This window comes from Micrococcus sp. Mcc28, from assembly GCF_024519775.1.
Lineage (GTDB): Bacteria > Actinomycetota > Actinomycetes > Actinomycetales > Micrococcaceae > Micrococcus > Micrococcus luteus.
Genome location: NZ_JALJRH010000005.1, coordinates 148,559 through 166,602, shown reverse-complemented (window position 1 = coordinate 166,602; position 18,044 = coordinate 148,559). Strand labels below are relative to the sequence as shown.

Sequence of the window (18,044 nt, the reverse complement as noted above, 5' to 3'; positions counted from 1 at the left end):
GCCTCCCGGTCACCCGGTCGGCGTCTTGAGCACGAGATGGAACTCTACACACGAACCCCACCGAACACAAAATCAGGGGTGACACCCGGCGTGCAGTCCCGGGCGGACGGTCGACTTCCGCGTGTTCTCGCGGATTCCTCGATGCCGTCCGACTCGGTTCGGCACTCCCGCGCCGAGACCGTCGATCGTGACGTGCACCACACGTCAGGGCGTGACCGTCGAGTCCGGATGCGGCTGGAGCCACAGGGTGGTCAGCGCCGGCACGTTCACCGTGACGTGGGCAGGCTGGCCCTGCCACTGGCCCTCATGGGCGGCGATCACCTCGGACTGGCCGGTCTGCTCCCGCCAGCCGTCACCGTGGAAGTCGATCGCGTCGGTGTCCAGCACCACCGTCCACTCCCCTGCGGACGGCACCCCCACCCGGAGCCCCTGACGCGGCGACCCCGAGAGGTTGGTGATGCACAGCAGCGGGGCGCCGCCCGGTTCGGCGGCCGGGACCGCGTCGCCGTCGTCGATCCGCTGCTCCGGCACCACCTGCGCAGCGGGCATGCGGAGGAACACGAGCGTGTTGCCGTCGGCGTCGCCGCCGTCCACCCACGCGAATCCCTCCGGGCTGTGGTCCAGCGACCACAGCGCCGGCTTGCTGCGGTAGAGCGCGTTGAGCTCCCGGATCGTCAGCTGGACCCCGCGGTGCGCCTCGTCCCACGAGACGGGCCAGTCCAGGCCCTCGCCCTCGGACCACTCGCTCGGCTGCGCGTACTCCCCGCCCATGAACAGCAGTTGCTTGCCGGGGTGCGCCCACATGTAGCCGTAGTAGGCGCGCAGGGTGGCCAGCTGCTGCCGGCGGTCGCCCGGGATGCGGCCCAGCAGGGAGCCCTTGCCGTGGACGACCTCGTCGTGGGACAGCGGCAGCACGTAGTTCTCCGAGTAGGCGTACACCATGGAGAACGTCCACTGCCCGTGGTGCCACCGGCGGTTGACCGGGTCCTGGGACAGGTAGGCCAGGGTGTCGTGCATCCAGCCCATGTTCCACTTCTTGCCGAAGCCGAGACCGCCCGCGTCCACGGGAGCGCTCACCCCGGAGAAGGCCGTGGACTCCTCCGCGATCATGTGGACGCCGGGGTGCAGGCGGTACACGGTCGCGTTGACCTCGCGCAGGAAGTCGATGGCCTCGAGGTTGTGGTTGCCGCCGTGCACGTTGGGCTCCCACTGCCCGTCCTCGCGCGAGTAGTCCAGGTAGAGCATCGAGGCGACGGCGTCCACGCGCAGCCCGTCGATGTGGAACTCGCCGAGCCAGTAGAGCGCGTTGGCCACGAGGAAGTTGCGGACCTCGGTGCGGCCGAAGTCGAACACGAGGGTGCCCCAGTCCGGATGCTCGCCCCGCCGCGGGTCCGGGTGCTCGTACAGGGCGGTCCCGTCGAAGCGCGCGAGCGCCCACTCGTCCTTCGGGAAGTGCGCCGGCACCCAGTCCACGATGACGCCGATCCCCGCCCGGTGGAGCGCGTCCACCAGGTGCTTGAACTCGTCCGGGGAGCCGAACCGGGAGGTGGGGGCGTAGTAGCCGGTCACCTGATAGCCCCAGGACCCGCCGAACGGATGCTCCGCGACCGGCAGGAACTCCACGTGCGTGAACCCGAGCCACTGCACGTACTCCACGAGCTGCTCGGCCAGCTCGCGGTAGTCGAGCCCGGGCCGCCATGAGCCCAGGTGCACCTCGTAGATGCTCAGCGGACGCTCGTGCGGGTCCGTGACGCGGCGGCGCTCCATCCAGGTGCGGTCCCCGAAGGCGTAGTCGGACTCCAGCACACGCGAGGCCGTGGCCGGGGGGACCTCCGTCCAGCGGGCCAGCGGGTCCGCCTTCTGCCGCCAGAGCCCGTCCCGGCCGAGGATCTCGAACTTGTAGCGGTCGCCGTGACCGATGCCGGGCGCCAGCAGCTCCCACACGCCGGAGGAGCCGAGGGACCGCATGGCGTGGGTCCGGCCGTCCCAGCCGTTGTGGTCGCCCACCACGCGCACGGCCCGCGCGTTCGGCGCCCAGACCGCGAAGGCCGTGCCGACGGCCTCGTCGGCAGAGGTGCGGACCACGCGGGCGCCGAGCACCTCCCACAGCCGTTCGTGCCGGCCCTCCCCGATCAGGTGCAGGTCCAGCTCGCCGAGCGTGGGCAGGTGCCGGTACGCGTCGTCCTGCTCCTGGACGGGGCCGGTCGTGCCGTCCTCGGTCTCATACGCCACCTCGACGCGGTAGTCGCCCGCGGCGGCCCCGGCCACGCGGGGCGTCGGGGCCACGCCCGCGAACACGCCGTCGTGCTCGTGCGTCAGCTCCACCCGCTGCCCGTCGCCGGCGCGGACCACCGTGACCGTGCGCGCCAGCGGGCGCAGCACGCGGTAGGTGACCGCGGCGCCGTCGGGATGCGGATGGGCGCCCAGCACGGTGTGCGGATCGTGGTGCCGGCCCTGCGCGACGGCGGCCAGCACCTCCGGGTCCACGGCGAGCGGGGCGGCGGCGGGACGGGGGGCGGCGGACGGGGTCATGGCGGTTCCTGTTCTGGGGACGGCAGGCGTCGGGAGCGGTTCAGCCGTTCCGGACGACCCGCAGGACGTGGGCGGGCTCGACGTTCGGGTCCAGGCGGACGTACGGGGTGCGGCCCCACTGCCAGCGCTGGCCGGTGAGCAGGTCCTCCACCTCGACGGCCCCGGACGCGTCGCGGTCCTCGGGGCGCAGACGCAGCGCCTCGAGGTCCAGGTCCAGGGTCGCCTCGACGACGTCGTGCGGGTTCGTGGTGACGACGACGATCAGGGTGTCCTCCGCGGGACCGGCGTCGGTGACCGCCTCGGCGTCCCGGTGCGCGCCCTCGGGCCGGGCCGAGCGCGTCTTCGAGAACACGAGCAGGTCCGGGTGCGTCGAGGCGTGCAGGGTCAGGTTCTGCAGGTCGCCCAGCGCCGGGTGCGCAGCGCGGATCTCATTGAGCCGGGTGAGGTACGGGGCGAGCGAGGCACCCGCGGCCTCCGCGCCCTCCCAGTCCCGGGGCCGGTACTCGTACTTCTCGTTGTCGATGTACTCCTCCGCGCCGGGCCGGGCCACGTGCTCGAACAGCTCGAACCCGGCGTAGACGCCCCACAGCGGGCTGGCCGTGGCGGCGACGACGGCGCGGATCCGGAACGCGCCCGGGCCGCCGTGCTGCAGGTACTCCGTGAGGATGTCCGGCGTGTTGACGAAGAGGTTGGGGCGGTAGAACGCCGGCGTCTCGTGCGAGATCTCCTGGAGGTACTCCGCGAGCTCCTCGGCGGTGTTCCGCCAGGTGAAGTACCCGTAGGACTGCTGGAACCCGACCTTGCCCAGGGCGTGCATCATCGCGGGACGGGTGAAGGCCTCGGCGAGGAACACGACGCGCGGCTCCTCGGCGCGGACCTTGGCGATCAGCCACTCCCAGAACCACAGGGGCTTGGTGTGGGGGTTGTCCACGCGGAAGATGTGCACGCCGCGGGCCACCCAGCCCCGCACCACGTCCAGCACCGCCTGGGCGAGGCCGTCCGGGTCGTTGTCGAAGTTCAGCGGGTAGATGTCCTGGTACTTCTTCGGCGGGTTCTCCGCGTACGCGATGGTGCCGTCCACGCGGGTGGTGAACCACTCCGGGTGCGCGGCGACCCACGGGTGGTCCGGGGAGCACTGCAGGGCCAGGTCCAGGGCCACTTCGAGGCCCTCGTCCGCGGCCGTGGCCACGAACGCCTCGAAGTCCTCGACGGTGCCCAGGTCCGGGTGCACGGCGTCGTGTCCGCCCTCGGGCGCCCCGATCGCCCACGGCGAGCCCGGGTCCTGCGGACCGGCCGTCAGCGTGTTGTTCGGACCCTTGCGGTGCGAGGTGCCGATCGGGTGGATCGGCGGCAGGTAGGCGACCTGGAAGCCCATCCGGGCGACCGCCGGGAGCCGGCGGGCCGCCGTCGCGAAGGTGCCGGAGGACCACGTGCCGGAGGCCTCGTCGAAGCGGGCGCCCTCGGAGCGGGGGAAGAACTCGTACCAGGCGCCGCGGCCGGCGAGCTCACGCTGCACGTCCAGCGGGTAGAGCTCGGAGCTTGTGAGGTGCTCCCGCACGGGGCGGGCGTGGAGGACGGCGGACACCTCCGCCGACTCGGCGGAGGCCAGGCGCTGGACCGGGATGAGGGACTCGTCCTCGAGGCCGCGGACGACCTCCTCGAACACGGCGCGGTCCTCGGCCGAGCGCTCCGCGTCCTCGGCGGCCCGGCGGAACAGGGCGGCGCCCTCGGCGAGCATCAGCTCCACGTCGATGCCGGCGGCGATCTTGACGGTGGCCGCGTGCTTCCACGTGCCCACCGGGTCGTCCCAGCCCTCGACCACGAACTGGTGCAGGCCCGGCTCGGCGGGCCGCAGCGTGGCCACGACCTCGTCCAGCCCGGGCCGGCCCGGACGCATCTGCACGCGCTGCACCTCGGCGCCGGCCGGGTCGAGCAGACGGACGGTGGCGCGCACGGAGTCGTGGCCCTCGCGGAACACGGTGGCGCGGACGGGGATGTCCTCGCCGACCACGGCCTTCGCCGGGAACCGGCCGTCCAGCACGACGGGCTGCACGTCCGTCACCGGGATACGCCCCGTGACGGTCTGGAGGCGGACATCGGCTGCGGTGGCGCTCTGGGTGTCGGGCTTCACGGTGCTCACGCCACGACGCTACCCCGCGGCCGCGCCGGTGAGAACGGCCGGCCCGCCCGCCCGCCGTGGGGCGGAGGGGCGGGCCGGGGACGGGGGCGCCGGACGGAGCGCTCAGGACAGCATGGTCTTGTCGTCCACGACGGCACCCTTGATCTTGGCGAACTCGGCCAACAGGTCCGCCGGGGTGCGCCCGGCCTTCTCCTGCTCGTCCAGCTCGAGGATGATCCGGCCGTCGTGCATCATGATCAGCCGGTTGCCGACCTCGAGGGCCTGGGACATGTTGTGCGTGACCATCAGCGTGGTGAGCCGGTGCTCGGCCACCACCTGCCGGGTCAGACGGGTCACCAGCTCCGCCCGGGACGGGTCCAGGGCGGCGGTGTGCTCGTCCAGCAGCAGGATCTTCGGGCCCGAGAACGTGGCCATGAGCAGGCTCAGCGCCTGACGCTGGCCGCCGGAGAGCAGCCCCACCTTGGCGGTGAGGCGGTTCTCCAGGCCGAGCTCGAGCTTCGTGAGCTCGTCGCGGAACGTGGCGCGCCGGGCGCGGGAGACGCCCCGCGAGAGCCCGCGGGCGTGCCCACGTCGCCAGGCCAGGGCCATGTTCTCCTCGATCGTGAGGTTCGGTGCCGTGCCCGCCGTCGGGTCCTGGAACACCCGGCCGATCGAGGCCGCGCGGCGGTGGTCCGGCATGCGGGTGACGTCCTTGCCGCTCACGGCCACGGTGCCGGTGTCCGGGAGCAGCTTGCCGGCGATCGTGTTCAGGATCGTGGACTTGCCGGCGCCGTTGGAGCCGATCACGGTGACGAAGTCGCCCTCGGCCAGGTGCAGGTCGATGCCCTGCAGGGCGCGCCGCTCGTTGACGGTGTTCGGGAAGAAGGTCTTGGAGACCTGCGAGATCTCAAGCACGGGGGGCCTCCTCGGGGACGGATGCGGCGGGGGTGGCGCCGCCCGGCTCGCCGGTCAGGGGCATGCCGGCGGTGGCCGGTGCGGCGGCGGCCGGCCCCGGGGTCGCGGCCGTGCCCCGAGTGCGCAGGCTCAGGCGCTTGGCGAAGCCGAAACGCGGCAGCAGCAGGGCCACGACGACGAGAGCCGCGGAGATCAGCTTCATGTCGTTCGGGCTCAGGCCCGCGTTGAGGGCGAACTGGATGATCAGGCGGTAGAGCACGGCGCCGACGATCACGGCGAGCGTCGCCCAGAAGACCGTGCGCTGGCCGAACACGGCCTGGCCCACGATCACGGACGCCAGGCCCACGAGGATGAGGCCGATGCCCATGGAGATGTCCGCGAAGCCCTGGTACATGGCCAGCAGGGAGCCGCCGAGGGCCACGAGGCCGTTGGAGATCATGAGGCCGAGGATCTTCATCCGGTCCGTGGAGACGCCGTACGAGCGGATCATCTCCTCGTTGTCACCGGTCGCCTGCAGGGCGAGGCCCAGGTCCGTGTGCAGGAACCAGTCGAGGATCAGCTTCACCACGAACACGCCGAGGAAGAGGACGAGGATCGAACCCCAGTTCCGGGCCAGGCCCAGATCGCCGAGCCACGTGAACAGGGTGTCCTGGCCGAGCAGGGGGATGTTGGCCTTGCCCATGATCCGCAGGTTGATCGAGTAGAGCGCGATCATCGTGAGGATGCCGGCGAGCAGGCCGTCGATCCGGCCCTTGGTGTGCAGCAGGCCGGTGACGAGGCCCGCGAGCGCGCCCGCCACGAAGGCGGCGAGCATGGCCAGGGGCACCGGCGTGCCGCCCGTGATGAGCACGGCGGCCGTGGCGGCGCCGGTGGTGAACGAGCCGTCCACCGTGAGGTCGGGGAAGTCGAGGATGCGGAAGGTCAGGTACACGCCGAGCGCGACGACGGCGTAGATCAGACCCAGTTCCACTGCGGTCAGCATGGGGTGGGTGCCTTTCGGGCGGTGCGAGGGGGACGGACGACGGCGGGACGGGGTGGGCCGGCCGTCGACGTGCTCCGCGGCGGCCCGGACCCCGTGGTCCGGGCCGCCGCGGAGGCGGGCAGGCGCGGGATCAGCCCTCGACGAGCTGGTCGGCCCTGTCCTTGAGCTCGGCGGGGATCTCGACGCCGTAGGCCTCGGCGGCCGTCGGGTTCAGCACGAGCTGCAGGTTGGCCGGGTCGGCGTAGCCCACGGGCAGCTCGGCCGGCTTCGCGCCGTCCTTGAGGATCTTCACGGCCATCTCGCCGGCCTGCTTGCCGTGCGCCTTGTAGTCGATGCCGTACGTGCCCAGGGCGCCGCGCTCGACGGAGTCGATGTCCGCCGAGATGACGGGGACGCGCTGCTCCTTGCCGTAGCCCACCACGGTCTCCAGCGCCGAGACGACGGCGTTGTCCGTGGGCACGTAGATGCCGTCCACGCCGGACAGGGACTGCACGCCCTGCTGGACCTCGGACGAGTTGGTGATGGTGGCCTCCTTGACCTCGAGGCCCAGCTCCTTGCCGGCCTCCTTGGCCTGGTCCACCTGGACCTTGGAGTTGGCCTCGCCGGAGTTGTAGACGATGCCGACGGTCGTGGCGTCCGGCTTCACGTCCTTGAGCAGCTGCAGCTGCTCCTTGACCGGGTTGCGGTCCGAGACGCCGGTGACGTTGCCGCCCGGGGCCTCGTCCGAGGCCACGAGCTCAGCGCCCTTCGGATCGGTGACCGCCATGAACACGACCGGCTTGTCCTTCACGGCCGAGGCGGTGCCCTGCGCGGCGGGGGTCGCGATCGCGGCCACGAGGTCCACGTCCCCGTCGTTGGCGAAGGTGGAGGCGATGGAGGTGACGGTGGCCTGCTCGCCCTGGGCGTTCTGCTCCTCGAACGTCACGTCCAGGCCGGCGTCCGTGAACGCCTCCTTGAAGCCCTCGGCCGCGCCGTCGAGCGCCGGGTGGGAGACGAGCTGGTTGATGCCCACGGTGTAGGAGCCGGAACCGCCGGAGCCGGAGTCGCCGCACGCCGTGAGCCCGAGGGCGGCGACGGCGAGGGCGGCGGTGAGGGGGAGGGAGCGGTGCTTCATGAGACGGACCTCGTTCTGATGGTGCGGTGCGGGATGCGCTCGCCGACGGGGGCCCGTCGGACACAGTGCAGACACTGTGCGCGGTGACACGCATCACGGGCAAGACGTGCGCGCATCCACGCGACATCCTGCCATGTGATCGGCGTCACCGTGGACACTCTGCGCCCGTCGGCGCCGTGCGCCACACCCGCGTCCCCGCCCGGCCGTCATCCCGGGCGGGACGCCGTGGAGGTCAGCGCCCGCCGGCGCGCTGCACCGAGATCTCGTACAGGGAGATGCCCACCGCCATCGAGGCGTTGAGGGACTCCATCGTCGAGTCGATCGGGATGGACACGATCTGCTGGCAGTGCTCCCGCACCATGCGGGACAGACCCTTGCCCTCGGCCCCCACCACGAGCACGAGCGGCTCCGTGGCCAGGGCGAGCCCGGGCAGGGAGACGTCCCCGCCGCCGTCGAGGCCCAGCACGAAGTAGCCAGCCTTGTGCAGGTCGACGAGGGTGGTGTTCAGGTTGCCGGCCTGGGCCACGGGCACCCGCGCGGCCGCGCCGGCCGAGGTGCGCCAGGCGGTGGCGGTCACGCCGACGGAGCGGCGCTCGGGCACGATCACGCCGTCCGCGTCGAACGCGGAGCCGGCCCGGATGATGGCGCCGAGGTTGCGGGGGTCGGTGATGCCGTCGAGCGCGATCAGCAGCGGCGGGGTCCGCAGGTGCCCCTTCTCGTGCTTCGCGAGCGCGTCGAGGGCCAGGGCCGTGGCGTCGGCGTACTCATAGGGCGGGATCTGCAGCACGATGCCCTGGTGCACGGCCTCGCCGGAGAGGCGGTCCAGCTCCGGCTTGGTGTTCTCCAGGACCGGCACGCCCTGCTCGAGGCAGAGGCGCAGGGCCTCCTTGACGCGGTCGTCCATCTCGATGCGCACGGCCACGTGCAGCGCCTTGGCGGGGATGCCCGCGCGCAGCGCCTCGAGCACGGGGTTGCGGCCGGAGACGGTCTCGTCCGTGAGCTTCACGCGGCCGCGGACCTGGTCCGTCACGGGGCCGCGCTTGGCGGCCGAGCGCTCGGCCAGCTGCTTGGCACGGTGCGCCTTGTGGTAGACCCGGTCCTCGGCCTTGGGGGTGGGTCCGCGGCCCTCGAGCGCCTTGCGACCGTGGCCGCCGGTGCCCTTCATGGGGCCCTTCTTGCCCTTGGGCTTGCGGGATCCGCCGGAGCGGGGTGCGGTGGACATGGCGGGACTCCTGCGTGCCGGGGACGGGGGCGGCGGCACGCGGGGCGCCGCCGGATCGCCCTCCAGTCTAGGTGTCAGTCCGCCAGGCGCCATGTGGCGCCGTCGGCACCGTCCTCCAGCACGACGCCGGCCGCGGCCAGCGCGTCCCGGATGCGGTCCGCGGTGGCCCAGTCCTTGTCCGCGCGGGCCTGCGCCCGCGCCTCGATCTGCGAGCGGACGAGCGAGTCGAGGGCGTCCGACACCGGGCCGGCCGCGGCGTCGTCACCCTCGGGCACGTCGTCCAGGCCCAGCACCGCGGTCATGGCCTCCACCTCGGCCAGGCGGGCGGCCGCGGCGTCGAGGTCCTGCCCGGCCAGCGCCGAGTTGCCGGCACGCACGGCCTCGTGCAGGGCCGCGAGCGCCTGGGGCACGTTCAGGTCGTCCTCCATGGCGGTGCGGAAGGCGGCGGGCACGCGGTCCGCGAGCGCCCCGTCGGGGGCGGGCGGGACGGCACCCGCGGCGCGGGCGCGGGCCGTGAAGCCCTCGATGCGCTCGACGGCGGCCTCGGCCTCGTCGAGGGCGCCGGGCCGGTAGTCGAGCTGGGAGCGGTAGTGGGCCTGCCCCAGGAAGTAGCGCACCGCCGTCGGGCGGGCCATGCCGAGCATCTCCTCGGGGGAGATCGTGTTGCCCACGGACTTGGACATCTTCTCCCCGCCGTAGGTGACGAGCCCATTGTGCAGCCAGAAGCGGGCGAAGCCGTCACCGGCGGCCGTCGACTGGGCCAGCTCATTCTCGTGGTGCGGGAACCGCAGGTCCAGGCCGCCGCCGTGGATGTCGAACTCGGCGCCGAGGTACTTCGTGGACATGGCCGAGCACTCCAGGTGCCATCCGGGGCGGCCGGCCCCCCAGGGCGACTCCCACACGGCGGTGGCGGGCTCGCCGGGCTTGGCGCCCTTCCACAGGGCGAAGTCGCGGGGGTCGCGCTTGCCGCGCGGGTCGGCGTCGGGCGCGTCCTGCATGTCCTCCACGCGCTGGCGGGTGAGCTCGCCGTAGCGCTCCCACGACCGGACGTCGAAGTAGACGTCGCCCGAGCCGTCCTGCGCGGGGTAGGCGTGGCCGCGCTCCATCAGGCGCTCGATGAGCGCGAACATCTCGGGCACGTGGCCGGTGGCGCGCGGCTCGTAGGTGGGACGGCGGACGCCGAGGGCGAGGTAGGCGGCGTCGAACGCCTTCTCGAACCGGTAGGCCAGGGCCCACCACGGCTCGCGGGCCGGGTAGAGGTCCGAGGCCTCGAAGCCGGCCTCGTGGGAGGCGGCCGAGCGGTCGAGGATCTTGTCGTCGATGTCCGTCACGTTCCGCACCGAGGTGACGCGCAGCCCCGTGGCCTCGAGCCAGCGGATGAGGATGTCGAACACGATCGCGCTGCGCACGTGGCCCACGTGCGGCATGCCCTGCACCGTGGCCCCGCAGTAGTACACCGACGCCTCGCCGGGCACGAGGGGCTCGAAGTCCCGGATCTGCGCGGTGCGGGTGTCGTAGAAGCGCTGGGCCATGGGGGCGCGGTCCTTCCGGAGGGGCGGGGTCCTGACGGGGCTCTGCCAGCCTAGTCGGTGCGCCGGTGCGGGCTCAGGCCGCAGGGATGACGAGCGCGGTCGCGATCCCGACCAGCCCCTCCTTGCGCCCGATGAACCCCAGCCGGTCCGTGGTGGCGGCGGAGACGGACACGGGGGCCCCGCCGAGGGCGGTGGACAGGGCGGCCTCCATCTCCGCGCGGCGCGTGCCCACCTTGGGCCGGGGGGCGACCACCTGGACCGCCACGTTCCCGACGGCGACGCCCGCCTCCGTCAGCAGGCGCAGCACCTCGCGGAGCATGTCCGCGCCGGAGGCGTCCGCCATCTCGGGCCGGTCGACGCCGAACACGGCCCCGAGGTCACCGAGGCCGGCGGCGGAGAGCAGGGCGTTGCACGCCGCGTGGGCGGCCACGTCCCCGTCCGAGGTCGCGGCCACGCCCCGCTCGCCGGGCCAGTGGATCCCGCCGAGCCACAGGGGCCGGGGGGCATCCTCGGGTGCCCACGCGTGCACGTCGGTGCCGATCCCCACGCGCGGAAGGGGGGCGGCCGCGACGGCGGGGCGGGTGGGCTGGCTCATGGAGGCCTCCTGGGGGGCGCGGCGGGCGAGCTCGAGGCGGGCGAGGTCGAGGTCGGCGGGGGCGGTGACCTTGAACGCGGCCGGGTCGCCGGGCACCACCACGACCTCCTGCCCCGCGGCCTCCATGACCATCGCGTCGTCGGTGAGCGCCGCGGCGTCGAGCGTGGGGTCCGTGCGCACGGCCTCGTGGGCCGCCAGCAGGGTGTCCAGGTCGAAGCCCTGCGGCGTCTGGATCGCGCGCAGTCCGGCGCGGGCCGGCGTGGCCGCGACGACGTCGACGCCGCCCCGTCCGGGGGTGACCTGCTTGACGGTGTCCGTCAGCGGCAGGCCCGGGACCGCGGCGACCGCGCCGGTCTCGAGCGCCGCCGTGACGGCCCCGAACACGCTCGGCGGGGTCAGTGCGCGGGCCGCGTCGTGGACGAGGACGCGGCGGGGCGCCCCCGCCGGGGCGAGGTCGGCCAGAGCGCGGGAGGCCGCGGCGAGTCCGGCGCGGACCGAGTCCGCGCGCTCGGCGCCGCCGGGCACGCAGTGCACGGGCACGTCCAGGCGCGGGCCGGCGTCGACCTCGGCGGCCACGCGGCCGGCGTCGGCCTCCGCCGGCGGGGTGAGCACCACGACGGCGTCGAGGGCGAGCCCGGCGGCGCGTGCGGCGGCGACGGACGCCAGGCAGTGGTGCAGGAGGGTGCGGCCGTCCGCGAGGGGGGCGAGGGCCTTGGGCAGCCCGGCGCCGAGGCGGGTGCCGGCGCCGGCGGCGGCGATCACGAGGGCGGTGGGCATGGCCTCATCCTAGGGAGCGCGCCGGTGTCCGTGGCCCGGGACCCCCGACGGCGACGGCCGTGGCCGGGGGCGAGACAGGGGCGGGGCCCGCGTCGTGGACGCGGGCCCCTCCCCTGCCGTGTGCTGCTCGTCAGCCCTCGAGCACCTTGTCCAGGCGGCCTTCGGCCTCCTCCTCGGTGACCTTCTTGGCCAGCGCCAGCTCGGACACGAGCACCTGGCGGGCCTTCGAGAGCATGCGCTTCTCGCCGGCGGACAGGCCGCGGTCCTGGTCGCGGCGCCACAGGTCACGGACGACCTCGGCCACCTTGTTGACGTCGCCGCTGGCGAGCTTCTCCAGGTTGGCCTTGTAGCGGCGGGACCAGTTGGTCGGCTCCTCCACGTGCTCGGCCCGCAGGACCTCCATGACGTGCTCGAGCCCCTCCGCATCCACGACGTCACGCACGCCGACGAGGTCGACGTTCTCCGCAGGGACCTCGATGGTCAGGTCTCCCTGTGCCACCTTGAGCTTGAGGTACATCTTCTCCTCCCCCTTGATGGTGCGCATCTTGATCTCCTCGATCCGCGCAGCACCGTGGTGGGGGTAGACGACGGTCTCTCCGACCTCAAAAACCATGTTGTTGTGCCCCTTTCAGTCGTCTCATTCTATCATGCGGCCTCGTCATGCCGCGCGTGCCGTCACATCTTCGGCCTCCGGATGTGATAGTGGAGGACCCCGCGCCACACGCCTGTCGGCGTCCCGGGATGCGGTAGCCTGACCTGGCAGGACCCCTGCCTCGGGGCTCCTGAGCACGTCATCGCACCTGAGGAGACCTCTGTGAAGAACGCATCCCGGCCCGCCCGGCGCCACCTCGCCGCAGGTGCGCTGGCCGCGGTCGCCCTGCTGGGCGCCACCGGCTGCTCCGCCGTGAGCCCGATCGCCACCGCCATCCAGTACTCCGCCTCGGACGGCATCAACGGCCAGGAGCAGGACTTCCTGAGCTACCGCAACCTCGCCCTCGTCGGCGACGGCGAGTCGGGTCCCGCCCGCCTGATCGGCACCGTGGAGAACACCTCCGGCCAGGATCAGACCTACACCTTCCAGGCCGAGGGCGGCAGCTCCGCGACCCTGAAGGTCCCCGCCGGCGAGAGCCGCAAGCTCGAGGACGACGCGAACACGACCGTCCTGGAGCGCGAGGGCGTGTGGGTCGGCGAGAACCTGCCCGTGACCGTCTCCGGCAACGGCGGCACCGCCGACCTGGCCGTCCCGCTGCTGAGCGCCACCCAGGAGCATTACCGTGACCTGCTCCCCGAGGGAGTCGAGCCCTCGGAGGAGGATCTCGTCGGGCACCTCCACGAGGAGACCCACCACTACGGCGAGGAGCACTGACCTCCGCCGGGCCTGCGCCCGGCACGCCACGGCCCCGGCCCCACCGTGAGGTGGAGCCGGGGCCGTCGTCGTCCCGGGCGGAGCGCGCCGGTCAGGCCTCGAACTTGTAGCCCAGGCCGCGCACCGTGACGAGGTAGCGGGGGCTCGAGGGATCGGGCTCGATCTTGGAGCGCAGGCGCTTCACGTGCACGTCGAGGGTCTTGGTGTCCCCCACGTAGTCGGAGCCCCACACGCGGTCGATCAGCTGGCCGCGGGTGAGCACGCGCCCGGCGTTGCGCAGCAGCATCTCCAGCAGCTCGAACTCCTTGAGCGGCAGGGACACCTGCTCGCCGTCCACGGAGACGACGTGCCGCTCGACGTCCATGCGCACGGGGCCGGCGCTGATGGTCGCCGACATCGGCTCCTCCTGCTCCCCCTGGCGGCGCAGCACCGCGCGGACGCGGGCCACCAGCTCGCGCGAGGAGTACGGCTTGGTCACGTAGTCGTCCGCGCCGAGCTCGAGGCCGACGACCTTGTCGATCTCCGTGTCCTTCGCGGTCAGCATGATCACGGGGACGTTGGAACGCTGGCGCACCTGACGGCACACCTCGGTGCCGGACATCCCCGGGAGCATCAGGTCCAGGAGGATCAGGTCCGCGCTGTCGCGCTCGAAGACGCTCAGCGCCTCGTTGCCGTCGGCGGCGACGGTGACCTCGAACCCCTCCTTCTCCAGGAGGTAGGACAGGGGGTCGCTGAACGACTCCTCGTCCTCCACGATCAGAATGCGGCTCATGCGCTCGTCTCCTTCCGGGTCGGGGGTGCGGCCGAGGCGGTCACCCGGTGACCGCGCCGCTCGGTGACGTGGGCGGCACCCGGCGCGCCGTCGACGGCGACACCGTCCCCCCACTCGGGCAGGCGGATGGTGAAGGTCGACCCGCGGCCCGGCTGGGACCAGAGGGTGACCTCCCCTCCGTGGTTGATGACGACGTGCTTGACGATGCTCAGCCCCAGGCCCGTGCCGCCCGTCTGACGCGACCGCGCCGCGTCCACGCGGTAGAAGCGTTCGAAGACCCGCTCCTGCTCCTCCGGGCTGATGCCGATGCCCTGGTCTGTGACGGTGACCTGCGCGAGCCCGTCCACGGAGCTCAGGCCGATGCCCACCGTGGTGCCCTCCGGGGAGTAGCGCACCGCGTTGTCCACCAGGTTGCGCACCGCGGTCATCAGCTGGTCCTGGTCCCCGTGCACCACCGCGTCCACGCGGCCGCCCACGCGCAGCGCGATGCCGCGGTCCTCGGCGGTCAGGCGCAGGCGGTCCACGGCGTCGGCGACGACGGCGTTGAGGTCCACGGGCCCCCCGTCCTGGACCACGTCCTTGGCCTGCAGCCGGGAGAACTCGATGATGTCCTGCACGAGGGCCGAGAGCCGGCGGGACTCGACGCCCAGGCGTGCGGCGAAGCGACGCACCGCCTCGTCGTCCTCCGCGGCGTCGCCGATGGCCTCGGAGAGCAGGGAGATGGCGCCCACCGGCGTCTTGAGCTCGTGCGAGACGTTGACGACGAAGTCGTGGCGCATGGCCTCGGTGCGGGTCACGTCCGTGCGGTCGTCGGCGAGGATCAGGATGTACTCCTCGTCCAGCGGGGCCACGCGCAGCTCGACGACGAGGCTCGACTGCCCGAGGGGTCCTCGGGGCAGCTCCATGCGGCGCTCGACGATGACGCCGTCGGCCCGCACGGTCCGCGTGAGCTCCCGCAGCTGGTCCTGGACGAGCGAGTGCCCCCGCACGAGGCCGAGGGCGTAGGCCGCGGGGTTCGCGCGCACCACGCCGTCGACGTCGTCCACCACCGCGTACGCGCGGCCGACCACGGAGAGGACCTCGGCGGCGCCCGGCGCCAGGGTGGGTTCGCCGACCGTCAGGTCCACCGTCCGCGAGCGCTCGGACGCCCGGAAGGCCAGCATGGAGGCCACTCCGGTGAACAGTCCGACCGCTCCGCACAGCAGGCCGATGATGACGGGATCCACGGCACCAGACTAGCCTCTGGCGGCCCGGAGACGGGCTGGCCCGGCGTCGCCAGACGCCGGACGATCGGCGTTCATGGGCCGTTCATCTTGCCCTGCCAGGATGGACCGTTGCCCCGGGGAGTCAGGGGCGGCGGCGCACGGGCGTCGCCGGGGAGAGGAGACCATGCGCGAGCTCTACCGGGCCGACCTCGAGCGGCTGGGCCGCGACCTGACCGAGATCGCCCGCCTCGTGCACCGCGCCATGATGGACGCGCAGGCCGCCCTCGAGGCGGCCGACGTGCACGGCGCCGAACGGGTCATCTCGGAGGACGCGCGGATCGACCAGCTGCAGGAGTCCCTCGACGAGCAGGCCGTGCGCATCCTGGCGCTCCAGGCGCCCGTGGCCACGGACCTGCGCACCGTCGTCGCCACGCTGCGGATGAGCTCCTCGCTCGAGCGCATGGGCGACCTCGCCCGCCACGTGGCCCAGCTGACCCGGCTGCGCTACCCCGAGCACGTCATCCCGGAGCAGGTCCGTACCGTGATCACCGCGATGTGCGACGCCGCCGTGGAGGTGGCCGAGGAGGTCGTCCTGCTGCTCGAGACCCAGGACCTGGCGCACGGGGACCGGATCGACGTCCTCAACGAGGACGTCAACGCGCTGCACGTGTCCGTCTTCCGCGCGATCGCCGCCCCGGACTGGAGCGCGACGCCGGCCACCACCACGGACGTCACGCTGGCCTCGCGCTACCTCGAGCGGTTCACGGACCACGGCCTGTCCGTGGCCGCCAAGGTGCGCTACCTCGTCACGGGCGAGTGGGCGACCCACCGTCCGGACGCCACCGGCTCCTGACCGTCCCGACGCCACGGGCCGGGTCCCCAGCGGGGGTCCCGGCCCGTCGTCGTCGGGAGCGTCAGTGCGCGGAGCCCTGCGCGGCCACGGCGGCGGCGCCGGCCGCGGCGGCCTCCGGGTCGAGGTAGCGGCCGTTCGCGGTGATCGGCTTGAAGTTCTGGTCCAGCTCGTAGACCAGCGGGATGCCCGTCGGGATGTTCAGGCCCGCGATGTCCTCGTCCGAGATGCCGTCCAGGTGCTTGACCAGGGCGCGCAGCGAGTTGCCGTGCGCGGCGATCAGCACGGTCTTGCCGGCCTTGAGGTCGGGCAGGACCTGCTCCTCCCAGTAAGGCAGCAGGCGGTCGATGACCTGCTTGAGGGCCTCGGTGCGGGGGGCGTCCTTGCCCAGGTCCGCGTAGCGCTCGTCGCCGACCTGGGAGAACTCGGAGTCGTCGTCCAGGGCGGGCGGCGGGGTGTCGAAGGACCGGCGCCAGACCATGAACTGCTCCTCGCCGAACTCCTCCTTCACCTGGGCCTTGTCCTTGCCCTGGAGGGCGCCGTAGTGGCGTTCGTTCAGGCGCCAGCTGCGCTTGACCGGGATCCACTGGCGGTCCGCGGCCTCGAGGGCCAGGTTGGCCGTGGTGATGGCACGCTTGAGCAGGGACGTGTGGACCACGTCCGGGCGGATGCCCTCCGCCTCCAGCAGCTCACCGCCGCGGGCGGCCTCGGCGCGCCCCTTCTCGGTCAGCGGGACGTCCACCCAGCCGGTGAACAGGTTCTTCTCGTTCCATTCGCTCTGACCGTGCCGCAGCAGGACCAGCGTGTACGTGGTGTTCGCCATGTCACCATCCTAGGCGGACCCGTCCCGCCGCTCCCCTACGCTGGAGCCCATGGTGGAGAAGGCCCGGCGGCTGCGCGCGCGCACGACGCCCGGCCCAGGCCCGGCACGGGGACCGCAGGGCCACATCACCCGCGGCACGACGGCGGCGCAGCGGATGCGCCGGGTGGACCGCTGGCTCACGGACGTGCACGGCCCCCTGCTGCGGCGCACTCCCCGCCCACTGGCCGTGGACCTGGGCTTCGGCGCGGAGCCGGTGACCGCCGTCGAGATGGCCCAGCGGCTGCGCGTGCAGAACCCGGCCCTCGAGCTGGTGGGCCTCGAGATCGACCCCGCTCGGGTGGCCCGGGCGCGGGAGCGGGCCGGCGACCTGCCGGGGGTCACCTGGGCGGTCGGCGGCTTCGAGCTGCCCGTGCCGCGGCCGCCCACCGTGGTGCGCGCGTTCAACGTGCTGCGCCAGTACCGGGAGGAGGACGTGCCCGCGATCTGGTCCCTGCTGTGCGCGGGGCTCGCCGACGACGGCGTCCTCGTGGAGGGCACCTGCTCCGAGGACGGCCGGCGGGCGGCCTGGGTGGACCTGCGTCGGGACGGGCCCGCGAGCCTGACCGTGGCCCTCAGGCTGGGGTCCTTCGCCCGCCCCTCGGACGTGGCGGCGCGCCTGCCGAAGGTCCTCATCCACCGGCACGTACCCGGCGAGCCCGTCCATCGGCTCCTGGCGGAGGCCGACGCCGCGTGGGCCGCGCACGCCCCGCTCGCGGCCTACGGGACGCGGCAGCGGTGGCTGGCGACGGTCGGCACGCTCCGCGCGGCGGGCTGGCCCGTGCTGGGCGGCCCGCACCAGTGGCGGCGCGGGGAGCTGAGCGTGCGCTGGGCGGCGGTGGCGCCGTCGTCATGAGGGCCGCGCCGACGGCGCGGGGTCCTCAGCGGCGCAGGGCCGGGCCCATGTCCTGGCGGGGGCCGGCGAGGTAGACGCACGCCACGCACGCGGCCACGAGGCCGAACATGCCCATCCCGCCGCCCGCGAGCACGCCGAGGAGCCCGACGACGGCGGCGACGCCGGTGAGGATCAGCCAGAAGCTCCTGTCCCGGCCCCCGATGCGGGCGAAGTCGTCGGGGCGGCGCCGGACGACGTCCACCAGCGCCCAGACCTCGAGCCCGAGCGCGGCGATCGCCAGGACGCGGAACAGCCAGTGGTCGACGAGCAGGGCGAAGTGCATGGGGGCGCTCATGCCGGTCAGTCTAG

General features: G+C 73.2%; 16 protein-coding genes. 3 read left to right on the top strand and 13 right to left on the bottom strand.

Annotation, left to right across the window (positions count from 1 at the left end):
- Positions 1-204: 204 nt before the first annotated feature.
- The 9 genes from glgB to NR073_RS04205 form a co-directional block, all read right to left on the bottom strand.
- Complete coding sequence (glgB, locus tag NR073_RS04245; RefSeq protein WP_002855123.1) at positions 205-2,532, bottom strand: 1,4-alpha-glucan branching protein GlgB; 2,328 nt, start codon at positions 2,530-2,532, stop codon at positions 205-207.
- Between the two features lie 40 nt (positions 2,533-2,572).
- Positions 2,573-4,672 carry an alpha-1,4-glucan--maltose-1-phosphate maltosyltransferase gene (locus NR073_RS04240; RefSeq protein WP_145032415.1) on the bottom strand — a complete coding sequence of 700 codons (2,100 nt, stop codon included), beginning with the start codon at positions 4,670-4,672 and terminating at the stop codon, positions 2,573-2,575.
- 102 nt (positions 4,673-4,774) lie between these two features.
- Positions 4,775-5,566, bottom strand: a complete 792-nt coding sequence (locus tag NR073_RS04235; RefSeq protein WP_002855120.1) for an ABC transporter ATP-binding protein — start codon at positions 5,564-5,566, stop codon at positions 4,775-4,777.
- The gene (locus NR073_RS04230; protein WP_002855118.1) at positions 5,559-6,548 is read right to left on the bottom strand and encodes an ABC transporter permease; all 990 of its coding nucleotides are present in this window, start codon (positions 6,546-6,548) and stop codon (positions 5,559-5,561) included. Before NR073_RS04230 ends, NR073_RS04235 begins: the two co-directional genes overlap by 8 nt.
- A gap of 130 nt (positions 6,549-6,678) precedes the next feature.
- Positions 6,679-7,662 carry an ABC transporter substrate-binding protein gene (locus NR073_RS04225; RefSeq protein ID WP_002856492.1) on the bottom strand — a complete coding sequence of 328 codons (984 nt, stop codon included), beginning with the start codon at positions 7,660-7,662 and terminating at the stop codon, positions 6,679-6,681.
- A 232-nt stretch (positions 7,663-7,894) separates the two neighbouring features.
- Positions 7,895-8,884, bottom strand: coding sequence for a 23S rRNA (guanosine(2251)-2'-O)-methyltransferase RlmB (rlmB, locus tag NR073_RS04220; protein ID WP_002856490.1), 990 nt, complete (start codon positions 8,882-8,884; stop codon positions 7,895-7,897).
- A 74-nt stretch (positions 8,885-8,958) separates the two neighbouring features.
- The gene (gene cysS / locus NR073_RS04215) at positions 8,959-10,416 is read right to left on the bottom strand and encodes a cysteine--tRNA ligase (protein ID WP_002856488.1); all 1,458 of its coding nucleotides are present in this window, start codon (positions 10,414-10,416) and stop codon (positions 8,959-8,961) included.
- 73 nt (positions 10,417-10,489) lie between these two features.
- Entirely contained in the window at positions 10,490-11,788 is a 1,299-nt protein-coding gene (ispF, locus tag NR073_RS04210; protein ID WP_256748651.1) for a 2-C-methyl-D-erythritol 2,4-cyclodiphosphate synthase, read from the bottom strand.
- A 130-nt stretch (positions 11,789-11,918) separates the two neighbouring features.
- The gene (locus NR073_RS04205; protein WP_002858073.1) at positions 11,919-12,401 is read right to left on the bottom strand and encodes a CarD family transcriptional regulator; all 483 of its coding nucleotides are present in this window, start codon (positions 12,399-12,401) and stop codon (positions 11,919-11,921) included.
- Between the two features lie 201 nt (positions 12,402-12,602).
- On the opposite strand from NR073_RS04205, the gene NR073_RS04200 reads away from it, so the two are divergent.
- Positions 12,603-13,154, top strand: a complete 552-nt coding sequence (locus NR073_RS04200) for a hypothetical protein (protein WP_256748650.1) — start codon at positions 12,603-12,605, stop codon at positions 13,152-13,154.
- Positions 13,155-13,245: 91 nt separating this feature from the next.
- Here the strand turns inward: NR073_RS04200 and NR073_RS04195 are convergent, their stop codons facing one another.
- Positions 13,246-13,926, bottom strand: a complete 681-nt coding sequence (locus NR073_RS04195; protein WP_101963184.1) for a response regulator transcription factor — start codon at positions 13,924-13,926, stop codon at positions 13,246-13,248.
- Positions 13,923-15,152, bottom strand: a complete 1,230-nt coding sequence (locus tag NR073_RS04190; RefSeq protein ID WP_256748649.1) for an ATP-binding protein — start codon at positions 15,150-15,152, stop codon at positions 13,923-13,925. The genes NR073_RS04195 and NR073_RS04190 overlap by 4 nt, the downstream gene beginning before the upstream one ends.
- 163 nt (positions 15,153-15,315) lie before the next feature.
- Here NR073_RS04190 and phoU point away from each other — a divergent pair, with 163 nt between their 5' ends.
- Positions 15,316-15,984 carry a phosphate signaling complex protein PhoU gene (phoU, locus tag NR073_RS04185; protein WP_256748648.1) on the top strand — a complete coding sequence of 223 codons (669 nt, stop codon included), beginning with the start codon at positions 15,316-15,318 and terminating at the stop codon, positions 15,982-15,984.
- A gap of 61 nt (positions 15,985-16,045) precedes the next feature.
- Here the strand turns inward: phoU and NR073_RS04180 are convergent, their stop codons facing one another.
- The gene (locus NR073_RS04180; RefSeq protein WP_041104716.1) at positions 16,046-16,804 is read right to left on the bottom strand and encodes a phosphoglyceromutase; all 759 of its coding nucleotides are present in this window, start codon (positions 16,802-16,804) and stop codon (positions 16,046-16,048) included.
- A 49-nt stretch (positions 16,805-16,853) separates the two neighbouring features.
- On the opposite strand from NR073_RS04180, the gene NR073_RS04175 reads away from it, so the two are divergent.
- Positions 16,854-17,696: a hypothetical protein gene (locus tag NR073_RS04175; RefSeq protein WP_044658509.1), complete on the top strand. Its 843-nt coding sequence runs from the start codon at positions 16,854-16,856 to the stop codon at positions 17,694-17,696.
- Between the two features lie 25 nt (positions 17,697-17,721).
- Here the strand turns inward: NR073_RS04175 and NR073_RS04170 are convergent, their stop codons facing one another.
- Positions 17,722-18,018, bottom strand: coding sequence for a DUF2516 family protein (locus NR073_RS04170; protein ID WP_036384680.1), 297 nt, complete (start codon positions 18,016-18,018; stop codon positions 17,722-17,724).
- Positions 18,019-18,044 lie beyond the last annotated feature (26 nt).

Bases quoted from the DNA above. Each gene is read 5' to 3' on its own strand.
- rlmB (WP_002856490.1), bottom strand. From the start codon at position 8,884: ATGTCCACCGCACCCCGCTCCGGCGGATCCCGCAAGCCCAAGGGCAAG.
- NR073_RS04170 (WP_036384680.1), bottom strand. From the start codon at position 18,018: ATGCACTTCGCCCTGCTCGTCGACCACTGGCTGTTCCGCGTCCTGGCG.
- NR073_RS04225 (WP_002856492.1), bottom strand. From the start codon at position 7,662: ATGAAGCACCGCTCCCTCCCCCTCACCGCCGCCCTCGCCGTCGCCGCC.
- ispF (WP_256748651.1), bottom strand. From the start codon at position 11,788: ATGCCCACCGCCCTCGTGATCGCCGCCGCCGGCGCCGGCACCCGCCTC.
- glgB (WP_002855123.1), bottom strand. From the start codon at position 2,532: ATGACCCCGTCCGCCGCCCCCCGTCCCGCCGCCGCCCCGCTCGCCGTG.
- NR073_RS04175 (WP_044658509.1), top strand. From the start codon at position 16,854: ATGGTGGAGAAGGCCCGGCGGCTGCGCGCGCGCACGACGCCCGGCCCA.
- cysS (WP_002856488.1), bottom strand. From the start codon at position 10,416: ATGGCCCAGCGCTTCTACGACACCCGCACCGCGCAGATCCGGGACTTC.
- NR073_RS04230 (WP_002855118.1), bottom strand. From the start codon at position 6,548: ATGCTGACCGCAGTGGAACTGGGTCTGATCTACGCCGTCGTCGCGCTC.
- NR073_RS04205 (WP_002858073.1), bottom strand. From the start codon at position 12,401: ATGGTTTTTGAGGTCGGAGAGACCGTCGTCTACCCCCACCACGGTGCT.
- NR073_RS04195 (WP_101963184.1), bottom strand. From the start codon at position 13,926: ATGAGCCGCATTCTGATCGTGGAGGACGAGGAGTCGTTCAGCGACCCC.
- NR073_RS04180 (WP_041104716.1), bottom strand. From the start codon at position 16,804: ATGGCGAACACCACGTACACGCTGGTCCTGCTGCGGCACGGTCAGAGC.
- phoU (WP_256748648.1), top strand. From the start codon at position 15,316: ATGCGCGAGCTCTACCGGGCCGACCTCGAGCGGCTGGGCCGCGACCTG.